Here is a 15095-nt window from a genome sequence, read left to right on the forward strand (position 1 = left end):
AGGTGCGCATGTGCTGGAATTCCTGCCTGAGTGTAGAGTAAACACGGAAATTTTCCTTCTTATGATGCAAGCGCCGCAGTTCGCGCAACAGGTGCTGGACTGGTATCAGCGCTTTGGCCGCAAAACCCTGCCCTGGCAGCTGGAGAAAACACCTTACAAGGTGTGGCTGTCTGAAGTGATGTTACAGCAGACCCAGGTTGCCACGGTTATTCCCTACTTCGAACGCTTTATGGCGCGCTTCCCCACGGTCAGCGATCTGGCGGCGGCACCGCTGGATGAGGTTCTGCATCTCTGGACCGGCCTCGGCTACTACGCCCGTGCGCGTAACCTGCACAAGGCGGCAAAACAGATTGTCGATGTTCATCAGGGCGAGTTCCCTGTGAATTTCGATGATGTCTCTGCCCTGCCCGGCGTAGGCCGCTCGACGGCGGGGGCGATCCTGTCGCTGTCACTGGGACAGCACTTCCCGATTCTGGATGGCAACGTCAAGCGCGTGCTGGCCCGCTGTTATGCCGTCAGCGGCTGGCCGGGCAAAAAAGAGGTCGAGAAGCGGCTCTGGCAGATCAGCGAAGAGGTCACCCCCGCTGAGGGCGTCAGCCAGTTTAACCAGGCGATGATGGATCTGGGCGCGCTGGTCTGCACCCGCTCGAAACCGAAGTGTGAAATCTGCCCGCTGAACAGCGGCTGTGAAGCCTATGCCAGCAGCAGCTGGGCCAGCTATCCCGGTAAGAAGCCTAAACAGGTGCTGCCGGAGCGCAGCGGCTGGTTCCTGATGATTCAGGATGGCGATGATGTCTGGCTGGAGCAGCGTCCCCCCATGGGTTTATGGGGAGGGCTGTTCTGCTTCCCGCAATTCACCACCGAAGCGGCGCTGAACGACTGGCTGGCGGCACGCGGCATCCACGCCAGACCGCAGCAGATGACGGCCTTTCGTCACACCTTCAGCCATTTCCATCTCGATATTGTGCCAATGTGGCTGGCATGGCCTTCTGTCGGGGCGGCGATGGATGAAGCAGGCGGTCTCTGGTATAACTTAGCGCTGCCACCATCTGTGGGATTAGCTGCACCCGTTGAGCGCCTGCTGCACGAGCTGCGCCATCCCCGACAACTGGCTTTGGACAGTTGTGAGATTAATGAGGAAGAAGAATGAGCCGCACCATCTTTTGTACGTTTTTACAGCGCGACGCGGAAGGACAGGATTTTCAGCTCTATCCGGGCGATTTGGGTAAGCGCATTTACAACGAGATTTCGAAAGAAGCCTGGCAGAAGTGGATGGCGAAGCAGACCATGTTGATCAACGAGAAGAAGCTCAACATGATGAATCCTGAGGATCGTAAAGTCCTGGAGAAGGAGATGGTCAACTTCCTGTTCGAAGGCAAAGACGTTCACATCGAAGGCTATACACCGCCAGAAGCGTAAATTTTCGGGCCTCATCGCTGGGGCCGGTTATCCAGGTCAGGCTTGCATTCCCAATGAATAAAAAATTAATCGCCCTGCTGGTGATAGCACCACTTTTGGTTTCCTGTTCCGGGTCGAAAAAACAGCAGTTCCACGAAGAGTGGGTAAAAGACACTAACGGCTTTGATATTCTGATGGGGCAGTTTGCTCACAATATTGAGAATATCTGGGGTATCAATGAGGTCCTGATCGCCGGGCCCAAAGATTACGTCAAATACAGTGACAACTATTACACCCGCAGCCACATCAACTTTGAAAGCGGTAAGCTGACTATCGAGACGATTTCGGGCACCGATCCCATGGCCAGCCTGCGTCAGGCGATCGTAACCACCCTGCTGATTGGCGACGATCCGGGCAATGTCGATCTCTACTCCGATGCCAACGATATCGTGATCAGTAAAGAGCCACTGCTCTATGGTCAGGTGCTGGATAACACCGGGCAGCCGATTCGCTGGCAGGGCCGCGCTGAAGCCTTTGCTGACTATCTGATCCAGCACAAACTGCAGCGCCGCACGTCGGGGCTGCATGTGATTTACACCATTACAATTCCGATGGTGCCGAACCACCTGGATAAGCGTGCACACAAATACCTGCCGATGGTGCGCAAAGCCGCCGAACAGTATGGTGTGGATGCGTCGCTGATTCTGGCGATTATGCAGACCGAATCGAGCTTTAACCCCTACGCCGTGAGCCACTCCGATGCACTGGGCCTGATGCAGGTGGTGCAGCACACCGCCGGTGTTGACGTGTTCCGCATGAAGGGAAAATGGGGCAAGCCGAGCCGCAGCTATCTGCTGGACCCGGAGAACAATATCGATGCGGGCACCGCCTATCTGTCGCTGTTGCAGCGCAGCTATCTGGGCGGCATTCAGGATCCGCTGTCCCGCCGCTATGCGGTGATCACCGCCTATAACGGTGGTGCAGGCAGCGTTCTGCGCGTCTTCTCCAGCGATAAAGATCGGGCATTCGCGATGATTAACGACCTGCCGCCGAACAGGGTCTATCAGATCCTGACCAGCCAGCATCCGTCGGCGGAGTCGCGCCGTTATCTGTATAAGGTGAGTACCGCACAGCGGAGTTATCGCGGGTTCTGATTGGATCCGGGGGTGTTCGCTGCGCGAGCGGGCTATGAGAAAGTTTCGTTCGCCGGTGGAATCCGGCAGTTTCAGTTTCGCCTCTGCAGGCGACCGACAAGGGGGCGCCAGTCGCCGCGCCCCCTTGACCCCGGGCTCCGGCCTGCCTCACCGCCGCTTCGCGGTCCCTTCGCTTCTTCCGGATTTCTCACGGACCGGCAGGACGCGCCATCCCTGGCGCGAACCCGCCTCTTCGCGACATCCCTGTCGCTCGTCCTGAAATCCCTCATCCGCTCAGCGGCTCAGACGGCCTCCCTCCCCCGCTGTTATCTCTTCTTTTTATGTGGCTCTCTTATTGCGGTGAAAATTGTGTAGGAGCCTTGCGCTTTCAGGCCAGCAGATAGCTCTGCATCCCGGAAAACATAAGATTTCAAAGGCGGGGGTGTGGGAGAGGCATCCGGCGCGCTGAGGAGCAACCGGAGGCCAGGATGAGCCGACAGGACGTCGGCGAGAGGACGGCACGAGCCAGGGATGGCGAGTCCGGACGGTCCGTCGGCCGCAGGGCGTGACGAAGGTACCCCGCAACGCGGGGCGCGGAGGCTGCCGGACGCCGGGATTGTTAAGGGGCGGGCATCCGCCCCTTGACGCGTCCGCCTGCACGGGCAGGCTGAAACTCCCTCACGCCTGGCGGGCGAAACCTTCTCAGTGCCAGCCCACCGCCGGGCAGGCAAACCCCTCTAGAGCCAACCCACCGCCAGGTAATAACTCCCTCACGCCTGGCAGGCGAACCCCTCTCAGTGCCAGCCTGCTGCTAATCCAGCCCCTTCGCGCAGCGAAACTACCCCCTCACCATCATATTGGCCACCAGATATTTACGTCCCTGCTCATCCTCTTCGGTGTAAACGCCCTGCAGCTCTGGCGAGAAGCCTGGCAGCAGGTTCAGCCCCTCTTCCAGGGCCAGGAAATAGCGCTGCACCGCGCCGCCCCAGATCTCTCCCGGCACCACGCAGAGCACGCCCGGCGGATAAGGCAGCGCGCCCTCGGCGGCAATCCGTCCTGCGGCCTCGGCTATCGGCACCAGCTCGACCTCACCGCGAATATACGCCTGATGGGCATCCTGCGGATTCACCCTGACCGGCGGGAACTCCGCGGCGCGGAACATCAGACGCTGCAGATCCTTCACGTTGTGACTGACGTAAAGATCGTGCATCTCCTGACAGAGGCGACGCAGAGTGTAACCGGCATAGCGTTGCGCATTTTTACGGTAGATCGTCGGCAGCACTTCGGCCAGCGGCGCATCATCCCTGACGTGCTGCTCGAACTGCGCCAGCATCGCCACCAGATTCGCCATCTTCTCCGGGCTCTCTGCTGGCGTCAGCAGGAACAGGATCGAGTTGAGGTCGCACTTCTCCGGCACAATGCCGTTTTCGCGCAGATAGTTCGCCAGAATCGTCGCCGGGATACCGAAATCACTGTACTCCCCGCTGGCGGCATCGATCCCCGGCGTGGTCAGCAGCAGCTTGCAGGGATCGACCCGATACTGATCGCGCGCATAACCGGCAAAACCGTGCCACTTTTCCTGTGGTTCGAAGCTGAAGTAGCGCAGATCGCGGGCGATCGTCTCCGTGGGCGCATCCTGCCAGCGCTGCCCGGCCACGCGCTCCGGCACAAACGGCAGGATCATTTCGCAACGCTCCAGGATCGCTTTACGCGCATCGATCCCCAGCGTGACGCACTCATCCCACAGGCGACGCCCCGCCTCGCCCTGATGCATCCGGGCGTTAATATCCAGCGCGGCAAACAGCGGATAAAACGGACTGGTTGAGGCGTGCAGCATAAAGGCGTTATTCAGCCGTTTGTGCGGGCAGAAGCGGCGCTGTCCGCGAATGTGATTATCTTTTTTGTGGATCTGCGAGGTCTGTGAAAAACCCGCCAGCTGCTTGTGCACCGACTGCGTGACAAAAATGCCGGGATCGTTCTCGTTCAGTTCTAACGTCAGCGGCGAACAGCCTTCCATCAGCGGGATAAACTGCTCATAGCCGAGCCATGCGGAATCAAACAGGATGTAATCACACAGATGACCGATGCGATCCACCACCTGACGCGCGTTATAGACCGTGCCGTCGTAGGTGCCCAGCTGGATGATCGCCAGACGGAAAGGCCGCGCCTCTTCTGCGCGCTGCGGAGCAACCGCCGCGATCTGCTCGCGCAGATAGGCCTCATCAAAGCAGTGCGCATCAATGCCGCCAATAAAGCCGAAAGGATTGCGTGCCGCCTCCAGATAAACCGGCGTGGCCCCCGCCTGGATCAGCGCGCCATGGTGGTTCGACTTATGGTTGTTGCGGTCAAACAGCACCAGATCGCCCCGGGTCAGCAGCGCATTGGTCACCACTTTATTGGCGCTTGAGGTGCCGTTAAGCACAAAGTAGGTTTTGTCGGCGTTAAACACCTTTGCCGCATACTTTTGCGCATCTTTAGCCGATCCTTCGTGGATCAGCAGATCGCCCAGTTTGACGTCGGCATTGCACATATCCGAGCGGAAAACATTTTCGCCATAGAAGTCATAGAACTGTTTACCCGCCGGATGTTTCCTGAAGAACGCGCCGCCCTGATGACCGGGACAGGCAAAGGTACTGTTCTGCATATCAACATAGCGGGAGAGCGTCTCAAAAAAGGGCGGCAGCAGCGCCGCTTCATAGGCCTGCGCGGCCGCCTCCAGCGCAATCCACTCCTGCGGATCGCCATTCAGCTCCCCGCTGACGCCGGGCAGGTGCATCACCTCCTCTTCAAAGGCGTTGGCGACAAATACCGGCAGGTCGAACCCGGTATGACGCAGCAGTGTCAGTATGCCGCTGCGGGTATCCGCCAGCGAGACGACAACCGCCGCGACATCGGTAAAGTCGGTGTTATCCAGCGTCACCACGTCGCGCGCGGTGTTCAGAGTCAGACTGGGCGCCACAGCGGCGCTGGCAGCAATTTTCAGTGGAGTCATAAAGCGTCCCTAACGGCAGGGAGGACGTGCCCGTGGCACAATCATGGGGACAGCGCCCCGGCGAAGAATGTCAGTGAAAACCGTCAGAAGGCATTGTGCAGCCGTTGAAGAGCAGATAACCGGCCGCTGCCAGGCTGGCCTCACCGCATGGGGAACCGCAGCGTGTTCAGGAAAGAGGAAAAACCGGTGCGCGCCGGAAAGAGCGAACGGTAATCCGGGCGGGTGCGCGGTGAACCGGACATGGCGACGTCCTCTGTGATGTATAAACAGGGCCAAAAAGTGGCGGTCATGATGTCATCTTTTTTTTACGTGGACAACCCGAGCCAGGCAATTATCCGGCAGACCACAAAAAAGATAACACCCTGTTTTTAATACATAATTTACAGATTAAAATTAACATAACGACTAATTATATGAAATATATGCAGATTTATGCAGAGAGCGATCGACGGCTGACGATGCGCGTGAGCGGGATTCACTGCCCCCTGGCCTGACCCTTGCCCTACCGCATTGCCTCTGCCGGGCGTACACTCATCCTCACTGTCACACTCCTGGAGGATGCATGTTCAAGGCACTGATCATTGAAAATGACGAGCAGGGTTACCGCGCCCTGCTCAAAGATCTCCCCGAATCGCAACTGCCCGACCACGATGTCACGCTAGACGTCAGCTACTCATCCCTGAACTACAAAGATGCCCTGGCTATCTGCAACAAAGGCCCGATTGTGCGCCAGTTCCCGATGGTGCCGGGTATCGACTTTGTGGGCCGGGTCACCGCCAGCCGCCATCCCGACTGGAAAGAGGGAGATATGGCCCTGCTGACAGGCTGGGGGGTGGGCGAAAAACAGTGGGGCGGCCTGGCACAGAAGGCCAGCGTCAGCGGCGACTGGCTGGTGCGCGTTCCCGCCTCTCTCACTCCGCTACAGACGATGGCAATGGGCACGGCGGGACTGACCGCGATGCTCTGTGTGATGGCGCTGGAGAAACAGGGCATCACGCCTGACCACGGGCCGGTGCTGGTGACGGGTGCCAGCGGCGGCGTCGGCAGCTACAGCGTCAGCCTGCTGGCGCGTCTGGGATATGAGGTTATCGCCTCCAGCGGACGCGCCAGCGACCATGCCTACCTGATCGACACCCTGGGGGCGGCCTCAGTCATCGATCGTGATGAGCTGTCGCAGCCAGGCAAGCCGCTGGCAAAAGAGCGCTGGGCTGCCGCGATAGACAGCGTGGGCAGCCACACCCTGGCGAACGTGCTGGCCGCCACCCAGCGGGACGGCGCGGTCGCCGCCTGCGGTATGGCGCAGGGTCTCGACCTGCCTGCCAGCGTCGCCCCCTTTATTCTGCGCGGCGTCACGCTTGCCGGTGTGGACAGCGTGCTCTGCCCGACACCGCTTCGCCAGCAGGCGTGGCAGCGGCTGGGTGAGCTGCTGGATGGCGAACGGCTCAGCCGGCTGAGCCGGGTTATCCCGCTGAGTGAGGCGAAACAGGGTGCGCAGGATCTGCTGGACGGAAAAGTGCAGGGCCGGCTGATTGTCGACTGCCGCTGACGGCTTCTGAAGGCGCGCTTCGCGCCTTCAGAGCGTGCTTTGCTGCAACCGTCTGATAAGCCCCTCCAGCGCGAACTGCGTGCCCTGCTCCATCACCGATTTCGGATCGCCACTGAACCGGTGGCACTCCGCCTCATCCCGGCCGTCGGGCAGGACCCAGCCAAACCAGATGGTGCCTGCCGGGGTTCCATCTTCACCGCCATCCGGCCCGGCATAGCCGGTAATCGACAATCCCACCGGCTCACCCGAGCGTGCGCAGGCCCCCTGAACCATCTCACGCGCCGTCTGTTCGCTTACCGCCGTGTGCTGTTTCAGCGTGGCGGGATGCACGCCCAGCAGACGGATTTTGGCGTTATCGCTGTAGGTCACGAATCCGCTGGTGTAGAAGTCACCGCTGCTTTCCACCGCCGCCAGCGTCATGCTGATGAGCCCGGCGGTACAGGATTCGGCGGTCGCCAGATGCAGTCCGGAAGAGAGTAAAAGTGTGCCCAGTTGTTCAGCCGTTTGCGCTAATGATTTTGCCATTATGGTTTCCTTAATCGTCAGTCCGGAACTCCAGGTATAGCGCAAAATCGGTGAACAAATAGACGCAAGGCAATGTTTTTAAAGCGAAACGGTCAGATTGCCGATCAGAAAACCAGGCGTTCAGTTGATCAAAGCGTCCTTCAGCGAAACAGGATGAGAGTAGTGCAGCAGCCTTCGTAAATCGGTGTTTATTCCTGTCGTGATGTCTCTCAGAGCCGCGATAAATAGCGGCGCGGATGAGCACCTGCTACGCCAGCGTCGTTATCTCCCTCGCCAAAAATGAGGTAACAGAGCAGCGAATCCTTTGATTACTTGTTAGTATTCACTTGCTTGCTGACATGACAAAGACGGCGCTGCATAAAAGCCGCAAAAAAGCAGAACAGCACACTGAGCGAGACTCTGACCCGAGAAGATGGAATTAAGCTACTGTTTTAAATAGCTTTATGAGTTCATAAACAACCACAGCGCACACTTTTTTAACCTGAATGCACTGGCATTTATCAATACGTAAGGAAGAGAGTTATGGCGCAAAAACCTGTGGTAGTTATTCACTACTGTATGCAATGCAACTGGCTGATGCGGTCAGCGTGGATGGCACAGGAACTTCTGCATACCTTTGCTGAGGATCTGGCGGAGGTAACGCTGAAACCCGGCACCGGCGGTGTGTTTGAGATCATGCTGGATGAGCATCTGCTGTGGGAACGTAAGCGGGATGGCGGCTTTCCTGATGCGACCACGCTGAAACAGCGGGTGCGCGACATCTGTTTCCCGGATCGCACGCTGGGTCACATCGATAAAAACAAAACGGAGATCGGCTAAGCTATCCGGCTCAGCTGTGAGTGATTTTCTTTGCCGCGTCGTGCAGGGCCGCAATCAGCGTCTGCAACGCGGCATCAGAGATATCTTCCTGCGCCAGCCGCTGGTTCAGGGCGACTTTCAGTCCGTAAATCGCCTGCTCGACGGCGGGAATGCTGCGATTGTTGACCAGAATCGCCAGCGTGGAGAGACGCGTGATCAGGCGGGAGACCGTTTCGCGGTTATCTGCCAGCAGCGCCTTACCGGCCGCCGTCAGGCGATACGCTTTGCGCGCGGCCTGAGCATCCAGTACCTCAATCGCCTCCATCTCCTCCAGCAGCGTCAGGTTGGGATAGATGATCCCCGGGCTGGGGGTGTACTCCCCTTTTGACAGCTCCTCAACCGACTTAATCAGCTCATAACCGTGCGCCGCATGCTGCGACAGAAAATGCAGCATCAGCAGACGAATCTCACTCGCTTCCAGCATTTTTTCACGGCGTTTTCGCCGCCCGCCACAACCGCCTGTGCGGGCACTCGGGTCGTCAGCGGAAAAGGGCGTGGGATGCTGTTTCATAGTCTGGCCTGCGAAAAAAGGAGCCTGATGGTAGTCTGCCGCCAGGCAAAACTCAATTGTCAGCGCCGGTTACTTCTGGTGCCAGTAGGCCACCGCCCGCACGAAGTCACTGTTGATGCCGCGCTGCATCGTGAAGTAGTCGCACAGCGCCTTCACAAACTCACCTTCACCGGTCAGCCAGATAAAGTAATCCTCCGCCGGGAATGTCACCTGATCCAGCCGGGCAATCAGCTGGCTGAGCTGCGCGGTCTGCATCTGACCGCTGCCGAGCCAGTTCAGCGTCACGCCGGTGGTGTCCGGCAGGTAGTCACGGCCCGTTGCCTCATCGGTAAAGGCGTAGAGATGCAGGGCCTGCGCCCGGGCGTCGCGCTGGCGACGTGAAAAGGCGGGCAGCCCGGTTTCGTCGCAGACATAGAGCTGGAAGGCGTAATCGGTCGGCACCACCAGCGAACCGCGTGGCCCGCCGATCACTAACCGGTCGCCCGGCTTCGCCTGGGTTGCCCAGTCACTGGCGACACCCTGCTGATGAATATAGAAGTCGAGCGTCAGTGACGACTCGCCATCAAATTCCAGCGGCGTGTAGTCGCGGGCCGGTGGACGCTCGCCCTCGGGCCAGACAATCGCTCCATCGGTGATCTGCGGCAGCGCCAGTTCGACCCCTTCTGCCGTCGGGAAGAAGACCTTGATATGGTCATCGAAGCCAGGTGAGGTAAAGCCCGCCAGATCGCTGCCACTGAAGCGGATGCGCCAGAAGTGCCCGGCAATCTGAGTTTTGCTTTCGACCTGAATATGACGGAAACGTAGTTCGTTTCGTACGCGCTGCGGCACGCGCGAATTCGTTGATGCTGGCAAAATGTCTCTCCTGGAACGGGACAGATACCCGTTATTCAAAGGGTTGGTGATGATTAGTTAATAAAAATCATTCTCATCTGAAGCCAGAAGATAAGCGATGATATATCTTGAGCACAATGACGAAAAATGCGATCCGACGGTTTAAGATATATTTTATGCCGACGCGATGAGTGCAGGCCCTGGATTAAATAGAGAGCGGGAGGCGTTAAAAACAAAGGTCAGCTGCAGAGCAAGCCTCCCCGGACGCGCAGCAGAGACGGCCCGGAAACGAAGCGTCAGACGCGGCAGCGGCAAATCAGAGAAGAGCGGGTGTGAACAGAGAGGAGTCAGGCTGTCCGGCTCCTGATGAGCCGGGCAACGTCTACGCCGCCGGGGCTGGCCGCGCATTCACAGTTACAGGGTATCGCCGAATCCGGAGAAGCAGTGATTACTGCTGTTCTGTTCCGGCAGCTCACCATCACCCACAATTTCATGACCGGCGCTCTGAGAGTGCGGATGCAGTCCGGCTGGCGGTGAGAAGGGTTCAGCCTGTTGTGCCATTGCCATAACGGGCAATGCCAGAATCAGTGAGATTATTAAGCGTCGCATAGGTGTCTTCGTTTGTGTTCTGGCCGTGAACGGCCTGAAATGCAGATGATTATTCCAGCCCTGCTACAGATGCACGATGATTAAGGTACAGCAGGGTTTCGGAGGAGAATTTTACGCCAGAACGGGGAGTTATTTTATAAAATCGTGCGGTTTATCACGGTTCACCGCACGAAAGATGCATCCGGCACGCCGCTGGCAGTGTGCCCTGCTCCACTGACTACGCCCGGGTGACCGGAATGGAAAAAACGCCGCTCAGCCAGTCGGGCTGACATTGCGTAAAATCGAGACTCAGCAGATCTTTGCCCTGACGGCGTGACACGCCCAGTCCGGGCAGATGCTGATAGTAGATATCTTCAATAAAACGCGTCAGCTGCTCCGGCCTGCCGCTCCAGCGGATACGCGCATAGAGGCCCCGCTCTTCGCGCCAGCTGACGGTATGCTCGCCCAGTAGCGCCGCATGCTGCGGCTCCAGCGCCTGAAACAGGCTGATATTCTGCTGGTCAGCCGAGCTGTGGCCGGGACCGTACTGAAAGCCTAACCACCCCTGCTTCACATGACTGCCCGCCAGCGCCACCAGCTGCCGCGCCTGATCGGCTACCCGGTGTTCGCGGTCGGCGATGTAATTACCGAACTGACACTCCCACTCCAGCGTCTCGCCGCAGAGAGGCAGTTCTTCCTCTCGCTCCACCAGCGTCGCGCGCTCATCCAGCGAACGCGCCAGTATACGGCCGTGAAAGTTTTTAACCGGCAGATGAGGAAAACGGCGAAACGCGCCGGGCGTCAGCGAGAAGTGCCCTTTGAATACGCGGGTGAAGTTTTGCTGGTTATCGAAGCCAAAGCGAACGGCGATATCAATAAGCGTCATGCGCGTCAGCCGGAGCGCCATGGCGGCCATTGTCAGACGCCGTTTGCGGGTATAGGCCGCCAGCGTCTGTCCGGTCATCTCCTTGAACATGCGCTGCATGTGCCATTTGGAGTAGCCCGATTTCAGGGTGATCTGATCGATATTGAGGTCGTCGGTAAGATTGGCTTCTATCCATTCGACTAAGTCGTGAATGTGCTGTTTTTTGATGGCCTGGCTGAGCATGATGGCGATTTACGACGCGGGTTAAGACTGAGAATTTCGTTACAAAAGAATAACAAAAATCGCGAATCGGTGTAAGGAAAGGGTAAGGCGAACACGCCCGTGCAGGGCGATTTCGCATTAATTGCTTAGGTTACTAACTAAAAAAGGCTGGCTCGCGCCAGCCTCCTGATGATTGAAAAAATCTGCGCCGCACTGAGCCTGCGCGTTAGCAGCACCCACCGCCGTTACCGGGATAATTAATGGCTGCGCATCCCCGCCGCCGTCATCATCATCCGGAACAGAGAGGCAACAACACCCAGCGCCAGTACGCTGGCGGCATAGATAAACACCAGCCACATAACGCGCTTCCACCAGGGCGCTTTCGCGTCATTGTCAGCTTTCGTTTCGTTGTGGTTTTTCATGCTGCTGAGACTTTTCATATCAATGATATCCTGCGTCTGCTTTGATTTTTCCACGGAACACGTAGTAGCTCCAGAAGGTGTAGCCCAGAATCATCGGGATGATCAGCAGGCTACCCACCAGCATAAAGGCCTGACTCTGTGGGGGTGCCGCGGCGGCCCAGATGGTCACTGACGGTGGAATAATGTTTGGCCAGATGCTGATGCCCAGCCCGGAGAAGCCCAGGAAGATCAGCGCCAGCGTCAGCAGGAACGGCGAATAGTGCGCTTCACGTTTGATGGCGCGCACAATGCCCCACGAGCAGAGCAGCACCAGCACCGGAACCGGCAGGAACAGGAAGAGGTTTGGCTTACTGAACCAGCGATGCGCGATGTCGCCATGGGCAAACGGCGTCCACAGGCTGACAATCCCGATAACCACTAACAGGGCGATGACCAGCGGTGTCGCCAGCGCGGACATTTTGCGGTGCAGCTCATTTTCGGTCTTCATGATGAGCCAGGTGCAGCCCAGCAGCGCGTAGGCCACTACCAGACCGACGCCGCAGAACAGCGGGAACGGTGCCAGCCAGTCCATGGCGGAACCGGCGAAACGGCGTCCCTCAACCGGAATACCATCCAGCAACGCGCCCACGGCCACCCCCTGACTGAAGGTAGCGATGATCGAACCGGCAATAAATGACTTGTCCCAGAAGGCACGATGACCTTCGACCGCCTTAAAGCGGAATTCAAAGGCGACGCCGCGGAAAATCAGACCAATCAGCATGGCGGTCAGCGGGATGGTCAGCGCATCGGCAATCACCGCGTAGGCCAGCGGGAACGCGCCGTAGAGGCCTGCACCGCCCAGCACCAGCCAGGTTTCATTACCATCCCAGACCGGCGCGACGGTGTTTACCATCATGTCGCGCTCACCGGCATCTTTATTGAACGGGAAGAGCAGACCGATACCCAGGTCAAAGCCATCCATCACGATATACATCAGGGTTGCGAAGACGATAATCACAAACCAGATAATAGAAAAATCGATCATCTTAGTGGTCTCCATCCTTAAAGGTGGCAGCCGAAAGCGGACGCGCCGGCGTTTTCTTCTGACCAGGTCCACCCTCTTCGGTGATATGACCTTCGCCAGTAACCGGTCCCTGCTTAATCAGACGCATCATGTAGTGGTAGCCCACCCCGAACACCGAGCTGTAGACCAGAATAAAGGCCAGCAGACTGATGCTCATGTGAATGTCACCATGCGCCGACACCGCATTGATGGTGCGCTGCACGCCATAAACCACCCACGGCTGACGACCAATTTCGGTGGTGAACCAGCCAGCCAGGATCGCAATCAGACCCGATGGCCCCATCAGCAGCGCAAACCACAGGAAAGGACGCGACTCATAGAGACGTCCTTTGAAACGCAGCCAGAGGCTGACCACGCCCAGCGTAATCATCAGCAGGCCCAGCGCCACCATCACGCGGAAGGACCAGAAAATGACGGTTGAGTTGGGACGGTCCTCTTTCGGGAACGACTTCAGCGCCGGAACCTGCTTGTCCAGGCTGTGCGTCAGGATCAGGCTGCCAAGGTACGGCACCTCCAGCGCATACTTCGTCCGCTCCTGCTCCATATCGGGAATACCGAACAGAATCAGCGGCGTGGCTTCACCCGGCGGGTTTTCCCAGTGCCCTTCAATCGCTGCAATTTTAGCAGGCTGATGTTCCAGCGTGTTCAGGCCGTGCGCATCACCGATCATCGCCTGAATCGGCGCGACAATCAGTGCCATCCACAGCGCCATCGAGAACATACGGCGGATAGCCGGATTGTTGTTGCCCTTCAGCAGATGCCAGGCCGCCGACGATCCCACGAAAAACGCGCTCGCCAGGAATGCCGCCACCGACATATGGAACAGCCGGTAAGGGAAAGAGGGGTTAAAGACGATTTTGAACCAGTCCTGCGGAATCACGATGCCATTCTGAATGATGTAGCCCTGCGGCGTATGCATCCAGCTGTTAGAGGCGAGGATCCAGAAGGTCGAAATCAATGTTCCGAGGGCAACCATACAGGTGGCAAAGAAGTGCAGACCCGGCCCCACGCGATTCCAGCCAAACAGCATCACGCCCAGGAAACCCGCTTCCAGGAAGAACGCCGTCAGCACCTCATAGGTCAGCAGCGGGCCGGTGATACTCCCGGCAAAAGCCGAGAAGCCACTCCAGTTAGTCCCGAACTGATACGCCATAACCAGCCCTGAGACCACACCCATACCGAAGTTAACGGCAAAGATTTTGGACCAGAAATGGTAGAGATCGCGATAAGACTGATCGCGGGTTTTGAGCCACATACCTTCGAGTACGGCCAGGAAACTGGCGAGACCGATAGTGATGGCGGGAAAGATAATATGGAAGGACACAGTAAATGCGAACTGAATCCTGGCCAGATGAAAGGCATCTAATCCGAACATTGCTTACCTCTTTGCCACATAGAACACCATGTATTTACTTATAATTAACAACTTAAGCCTGATGCGCGGGTTTCTCTGCGCTTATTGAAATTCCCGCCGCAAATTTAAAACTATTTGCGACGCGGAAACAGAAACAGTGGGATGAATGAAAACTATAACAGTATTTGTTGATTCTGATCATTGTTTTTAGCAGGAATTACTTATTTAAAAATAAGGCTTAAAGGTTAATTTAAGCGCACTTATGTGTCGCTAATGTTACAGTAACACCACCCTCAAAAAGAGAGACTGGCCTGAGTCATGCCTGCATGAAAAAGGTCTTCAACAGCCTGTTTTCAGACACTATTTTGTTATAAACCCCACTCAGGTAAAGGTTAAAAATGAGAGAGGGAAGATTAAATCGCTTGGTTTTTTAACAGGTTAAAACCGCAAGCTTTTATCTCTGCCGCTTTGTTTGCTTTTTCGCATAACCCTGCTAATACCGCCATTAAAACCGCATAGAAAAACCGGGAAGAAAGCGATTTAAGCGCAGCTGTAAATGTTAATAAAATGAGTCAAAAAGCAGAGATGAATTAAACGTCACACGCAGGCCGACGATTATTCCGGACCCGCGCGAGAAAAAACGGTTTAATAAGCGGCAACGGGCCGCTGGGGTTATTTGTGCCGCCGTTGCGCTCTGCCGTTTTGGCATCGAAGAGAATCTGTCACAGCGGATGCAGCCGGAGAACTGCGCGAGCGCCTGAAGAGTGAGTCGTCGCGTGGAGACGGA

14 protein-coding genes are annotated in these 15095 nt (G+C 57.2%); 5 read left to right on the top strand and 9 right to left on the bottom strand.

What is annotated here, in order from left to right; all coding sequences use genetic code 11:
• Positions 1-61: 61 nt before the first annotated feature.
• The 3 genes from mutY to mltC are packed head-to-tail and all read left to right on the top strand — an operon-like array spanning position 62 to position 2552.
• Positions 62-1150 carry an A/G-specific adenine glycosylase gene (gene mutY / locus F3I47_RS15675; RefSeq protein ID WP_150030153.1) on the top strand — a complete coding sequence of 363 codons (1089 nt, stop codon included), beginning with the start codon at positions 62-64 and terminating at the stop codon, positions 1148-1150.
• Positions 1147-1419: an oxidative damage protection protein gene (locus tag F3I47_RS15680; RefSeq protein WP_009087157.1), complete on the top strand. Its 273-nt coding sequence runs from the start codon at positions 1147-1149 to the stop codon at positions 1417-1419. The genes mutY and F3I47_RS15680 overlap by 4 nt, the downstream gene beginning before the upstream one ends.
• Positions 1420-1472: 53 nt before the next feature.
• Entirely contained in the window at positions 1473-2552 is a 1080-nt protein-coding gene (mltC, locus tag F3I47_RS15685) for a membrane-bound lytic murein transglycosylase MltC (RefSeq protein WP_009087159.1), read from the top strand.
• Positions 2553-3369: 817 nt separating this feature from the next.
• On the opposite strand, the gene F3I47_RS15690 is transcribed toward mltC, so the two are convergent.
• The gene (locus F3I47_RS15690) at positions 3370-5523 is read right to left on the bottom strand and encodes an ornithine decarboxylase (protein ID WP_046102516.1); all 2154 of its coding nucleotides are present in this window, start codon (positions 5521-5523) and stop codon (positions 3370-3372) included.
• 562 nt (positions 5524-6085) lie between these two features.
• On the opposite strand from F3I47_RS15690, the gene F3I47_RS15695 reads away from it, so the two are divergent.
• Entirely contained in the window at positions 6086-7069 is a 984-nt protein-coding gene (locus F3I47_RS15695; RefSeq protein WP_150030438.1) for an MDR family oxidoreductase, read from the top strand.
• A gap of 27 nt (positions 7070-7096) precedes the next feature.
• Here the strand turns inward: F3I47_RS15695 and F3I47_RS15700 are convergent, their stop codons facing one another.
• Positions 7097-7594: a CinA family protein gene (locus F3I47_RS15700; RefSeq protein ID WP_140029518.1), complete on the bottom strand. Its 498-nt coding sequence runs from the start codon at positions 7592-7594 to the stop codon at positions 7097-7099.
• 522 nt (positions 7595-8116) lie between these two features.
• On the opposite strand from F3I47_RS15700, the gene F3I47_RS15705 reads away from it, so the two are divergent.
• Complete coding sequence (locus F3I47_RS15705) at positions 8117-8413, top strand: SelT/SelW/SelH family protein (RefSeq protein ID WP_009087166.1); 297 nt, start codon at positions 8117-8119, stop codon at positions 8411-8413.
• A 10-nt stretch (positions 8414-8423) separates the two neighbouring features.
• Here the strand turns inward: F3I47_RS15705 and F3I47_RS15710 are convergent, their stop codons facing one another.
• The 7 genes from F3I47_RS15710 to F3I47_RS15740 form a co-directional block, all read right to left on the bottom strand.
• Positions 8424-8963, bottom strand: coding sequence for a PadR family transcriptional regulator (locus F3I47_RS15710; protein WP_150030436.1), 540 nt, complete (start codon positions 8961-8963; stop codon positions 8424-8426).
• 69 nt (positions 8964-9032) lie between these two features.
• Positions 9033-9815 (bottom strand): siderophore-interacting protein, encoded by a 783-nt coding sequence (locus F3I47_RS15715; protein ID WP_150030434.1) that lies wholly within the window; start codon positions 9813-9815, stop codon positions 9033-9035.
• A 393-nt stretch (positions 9816-10208) separates the two neighbouring features.
• The gene (locus F3I47_RS15720) at positions 10209-10403 is read right to left on the bottom strand and encodes a hypothetical protein (RefSeq protein ID WP_033736052.1); all 195 of its coding nucleotides are present in this window, start codon (positions 10401-10403) and stop codon (positions 10209-10211) included.
• Positions 10404-10620: 217 nt separating this feature from the next.
• Positions 10621-11490: a helix-turn-helix domain-containing protein gene (locus tag F3I47_RS15725; protein ID WP_140924965.1), complete on the bottom strand. Its 870-nt coding sequence runs from the start codon at positions 11488-11490 to the stop codon at positions 10621-10623.
• Positions 11491-11726: 236 nt separating this feature from the next.
• Positions 11727-11891: a DUF2474 domain-containing protein gene (locus F3I47_RS15730; protein WP_370462026.1), complete on the bottom strand. Its 165-nt coding sequence runs from the start codon at positions 11889-11891 to the stop codon at positions 11727-11729.
• 19 nt (positions 11892-11910) lie between these two features.
• Positions 11911-12915, bottom strand: a complete 1005-nt coding sequence (cydB, locus tag F3I47_RS15735; RefSeq protein WP_046102528.1) for a cytochrome d ubiquinol oxidase subunit II — start codon at positions 12913-12915, stop codon at positions 11911-11913.
• A gap of 1 nt (position 12916) precedes the next feature.
• A complete protein-coding gene (locus F3I47_RS15740; RefSeq protein ID WP_150030432.1) occupies positions 12917-14329 on the bottom strand; it encodes a cytochrome ubiquinol oxidase subunit I in 1413 nt (470 codons plus the stop codon).
• Positions 14330-15095: the final 766 nt, after the last annotated feature.

Origin of the sequence: Pantoea sp. M_10 (assembly GCF_008631515.1) — a bacterium.
GTDB classification, from domain to species: Bacteria; Pseudomonadota; Gammaproteobacteria; order Enterobacterales; family Enterobacteriaceae; genus Pantoea; species Pantoea anthophila.

Excerpts from the sequence above, each read along its gene's own strand:
- F3I47_RS15695 (WP_150030438.1), top strand. The coding sequence starts at position 6,086 with ATGTTCAAGGCACTGATCATTGAAAATGACGAGCAGGGTTACCGCGCC.
- F3I47_RS15705 (WP_009087166.1), top strand. The coding sequence starts at position 8,117 with ATGGCGCAAAAACCTGTGGTAGTTATTCACTACTGTATGCAATGCAAC.
- cydB (WP_046102528.1), bottom strand. The coding sequence starts at position 12,915 with ATGATCGATTTTTCTATTATCTGGTTTGTGATTATCGTCTTCGCAACC.
- F3I47_RS15680 (WP_009087157.1), top strand. The coding sequence starts at position 1,147 with ATGAGCCGCACCATCTTTTGTACGTTTTTACAGCGCGACGCGGAAGGA.
- mltC (WP_009087159.1), top strand. The coding sequence starts at position 1,473 with ATGAATAAAAAATTAATCGCCCTGCTGGTGATAGCACCACTTTTGGTT.
- mutY (WP_150030153.1), top strand. The coding sequence starts at position 62 with ATGATGCAAGCGCCGCAGTTCGCGCAACAGGTGCTGGACTGGTATCAG.
- F3I47_RS15690 (WP_046102516.1), bottom strand. The coding sequence starts at position 5,523 with ATGACTCCACTGAAAATTGCTGCCAGCGCCGCTGTGGCGCCCAGTCTG.
- F3I47_RS15730 (WP_370462026.1), bottom strand. The coding sequence starts at position 11,891 with ATGAAAAACCACAACGAAACGAAAGCTGACAATGACGCGAAAGCGCCC.
- F3I47_RS15700 (WP_140029518.1), bottom strand. The coding sequence starts at position 7,594 with ATGGCAAAATCATTAGCGCAAACGGCTGAACAACTGGGCACACTTTTA.
- F3I47_RS15710 (WP_150030436.1), bottom strand. The coding sequence starts at position 8,963 with ATGAAACAGCATCCCACGCCCTTTTCCGCTGACGACCCGAGTGCCCGC.
- F3I47_RS15740 (WP_150030432.1), bottom strand. The coding sequence starts at position 14,329 with ATGTTCGGATTAGATGCCTTTCATCTGGCCAGGATTCAGTTCGCATTT.
- F3I47_RS15725 (WP_140924965.1), bottom strand. The coding sequence starts at position 11,490 with ATGCTCAGCCAGGCCATCAAAAAACAGCACATTCACGACTTAGTCGAA.
- F3I47_RS15720 (WP_033736052.1), bottom strand. The coding sequence starts at position 10,403 with ATGCGACGCTTAATAATCTCACTGATTCTGGCATTGCCCGTTATGGCA.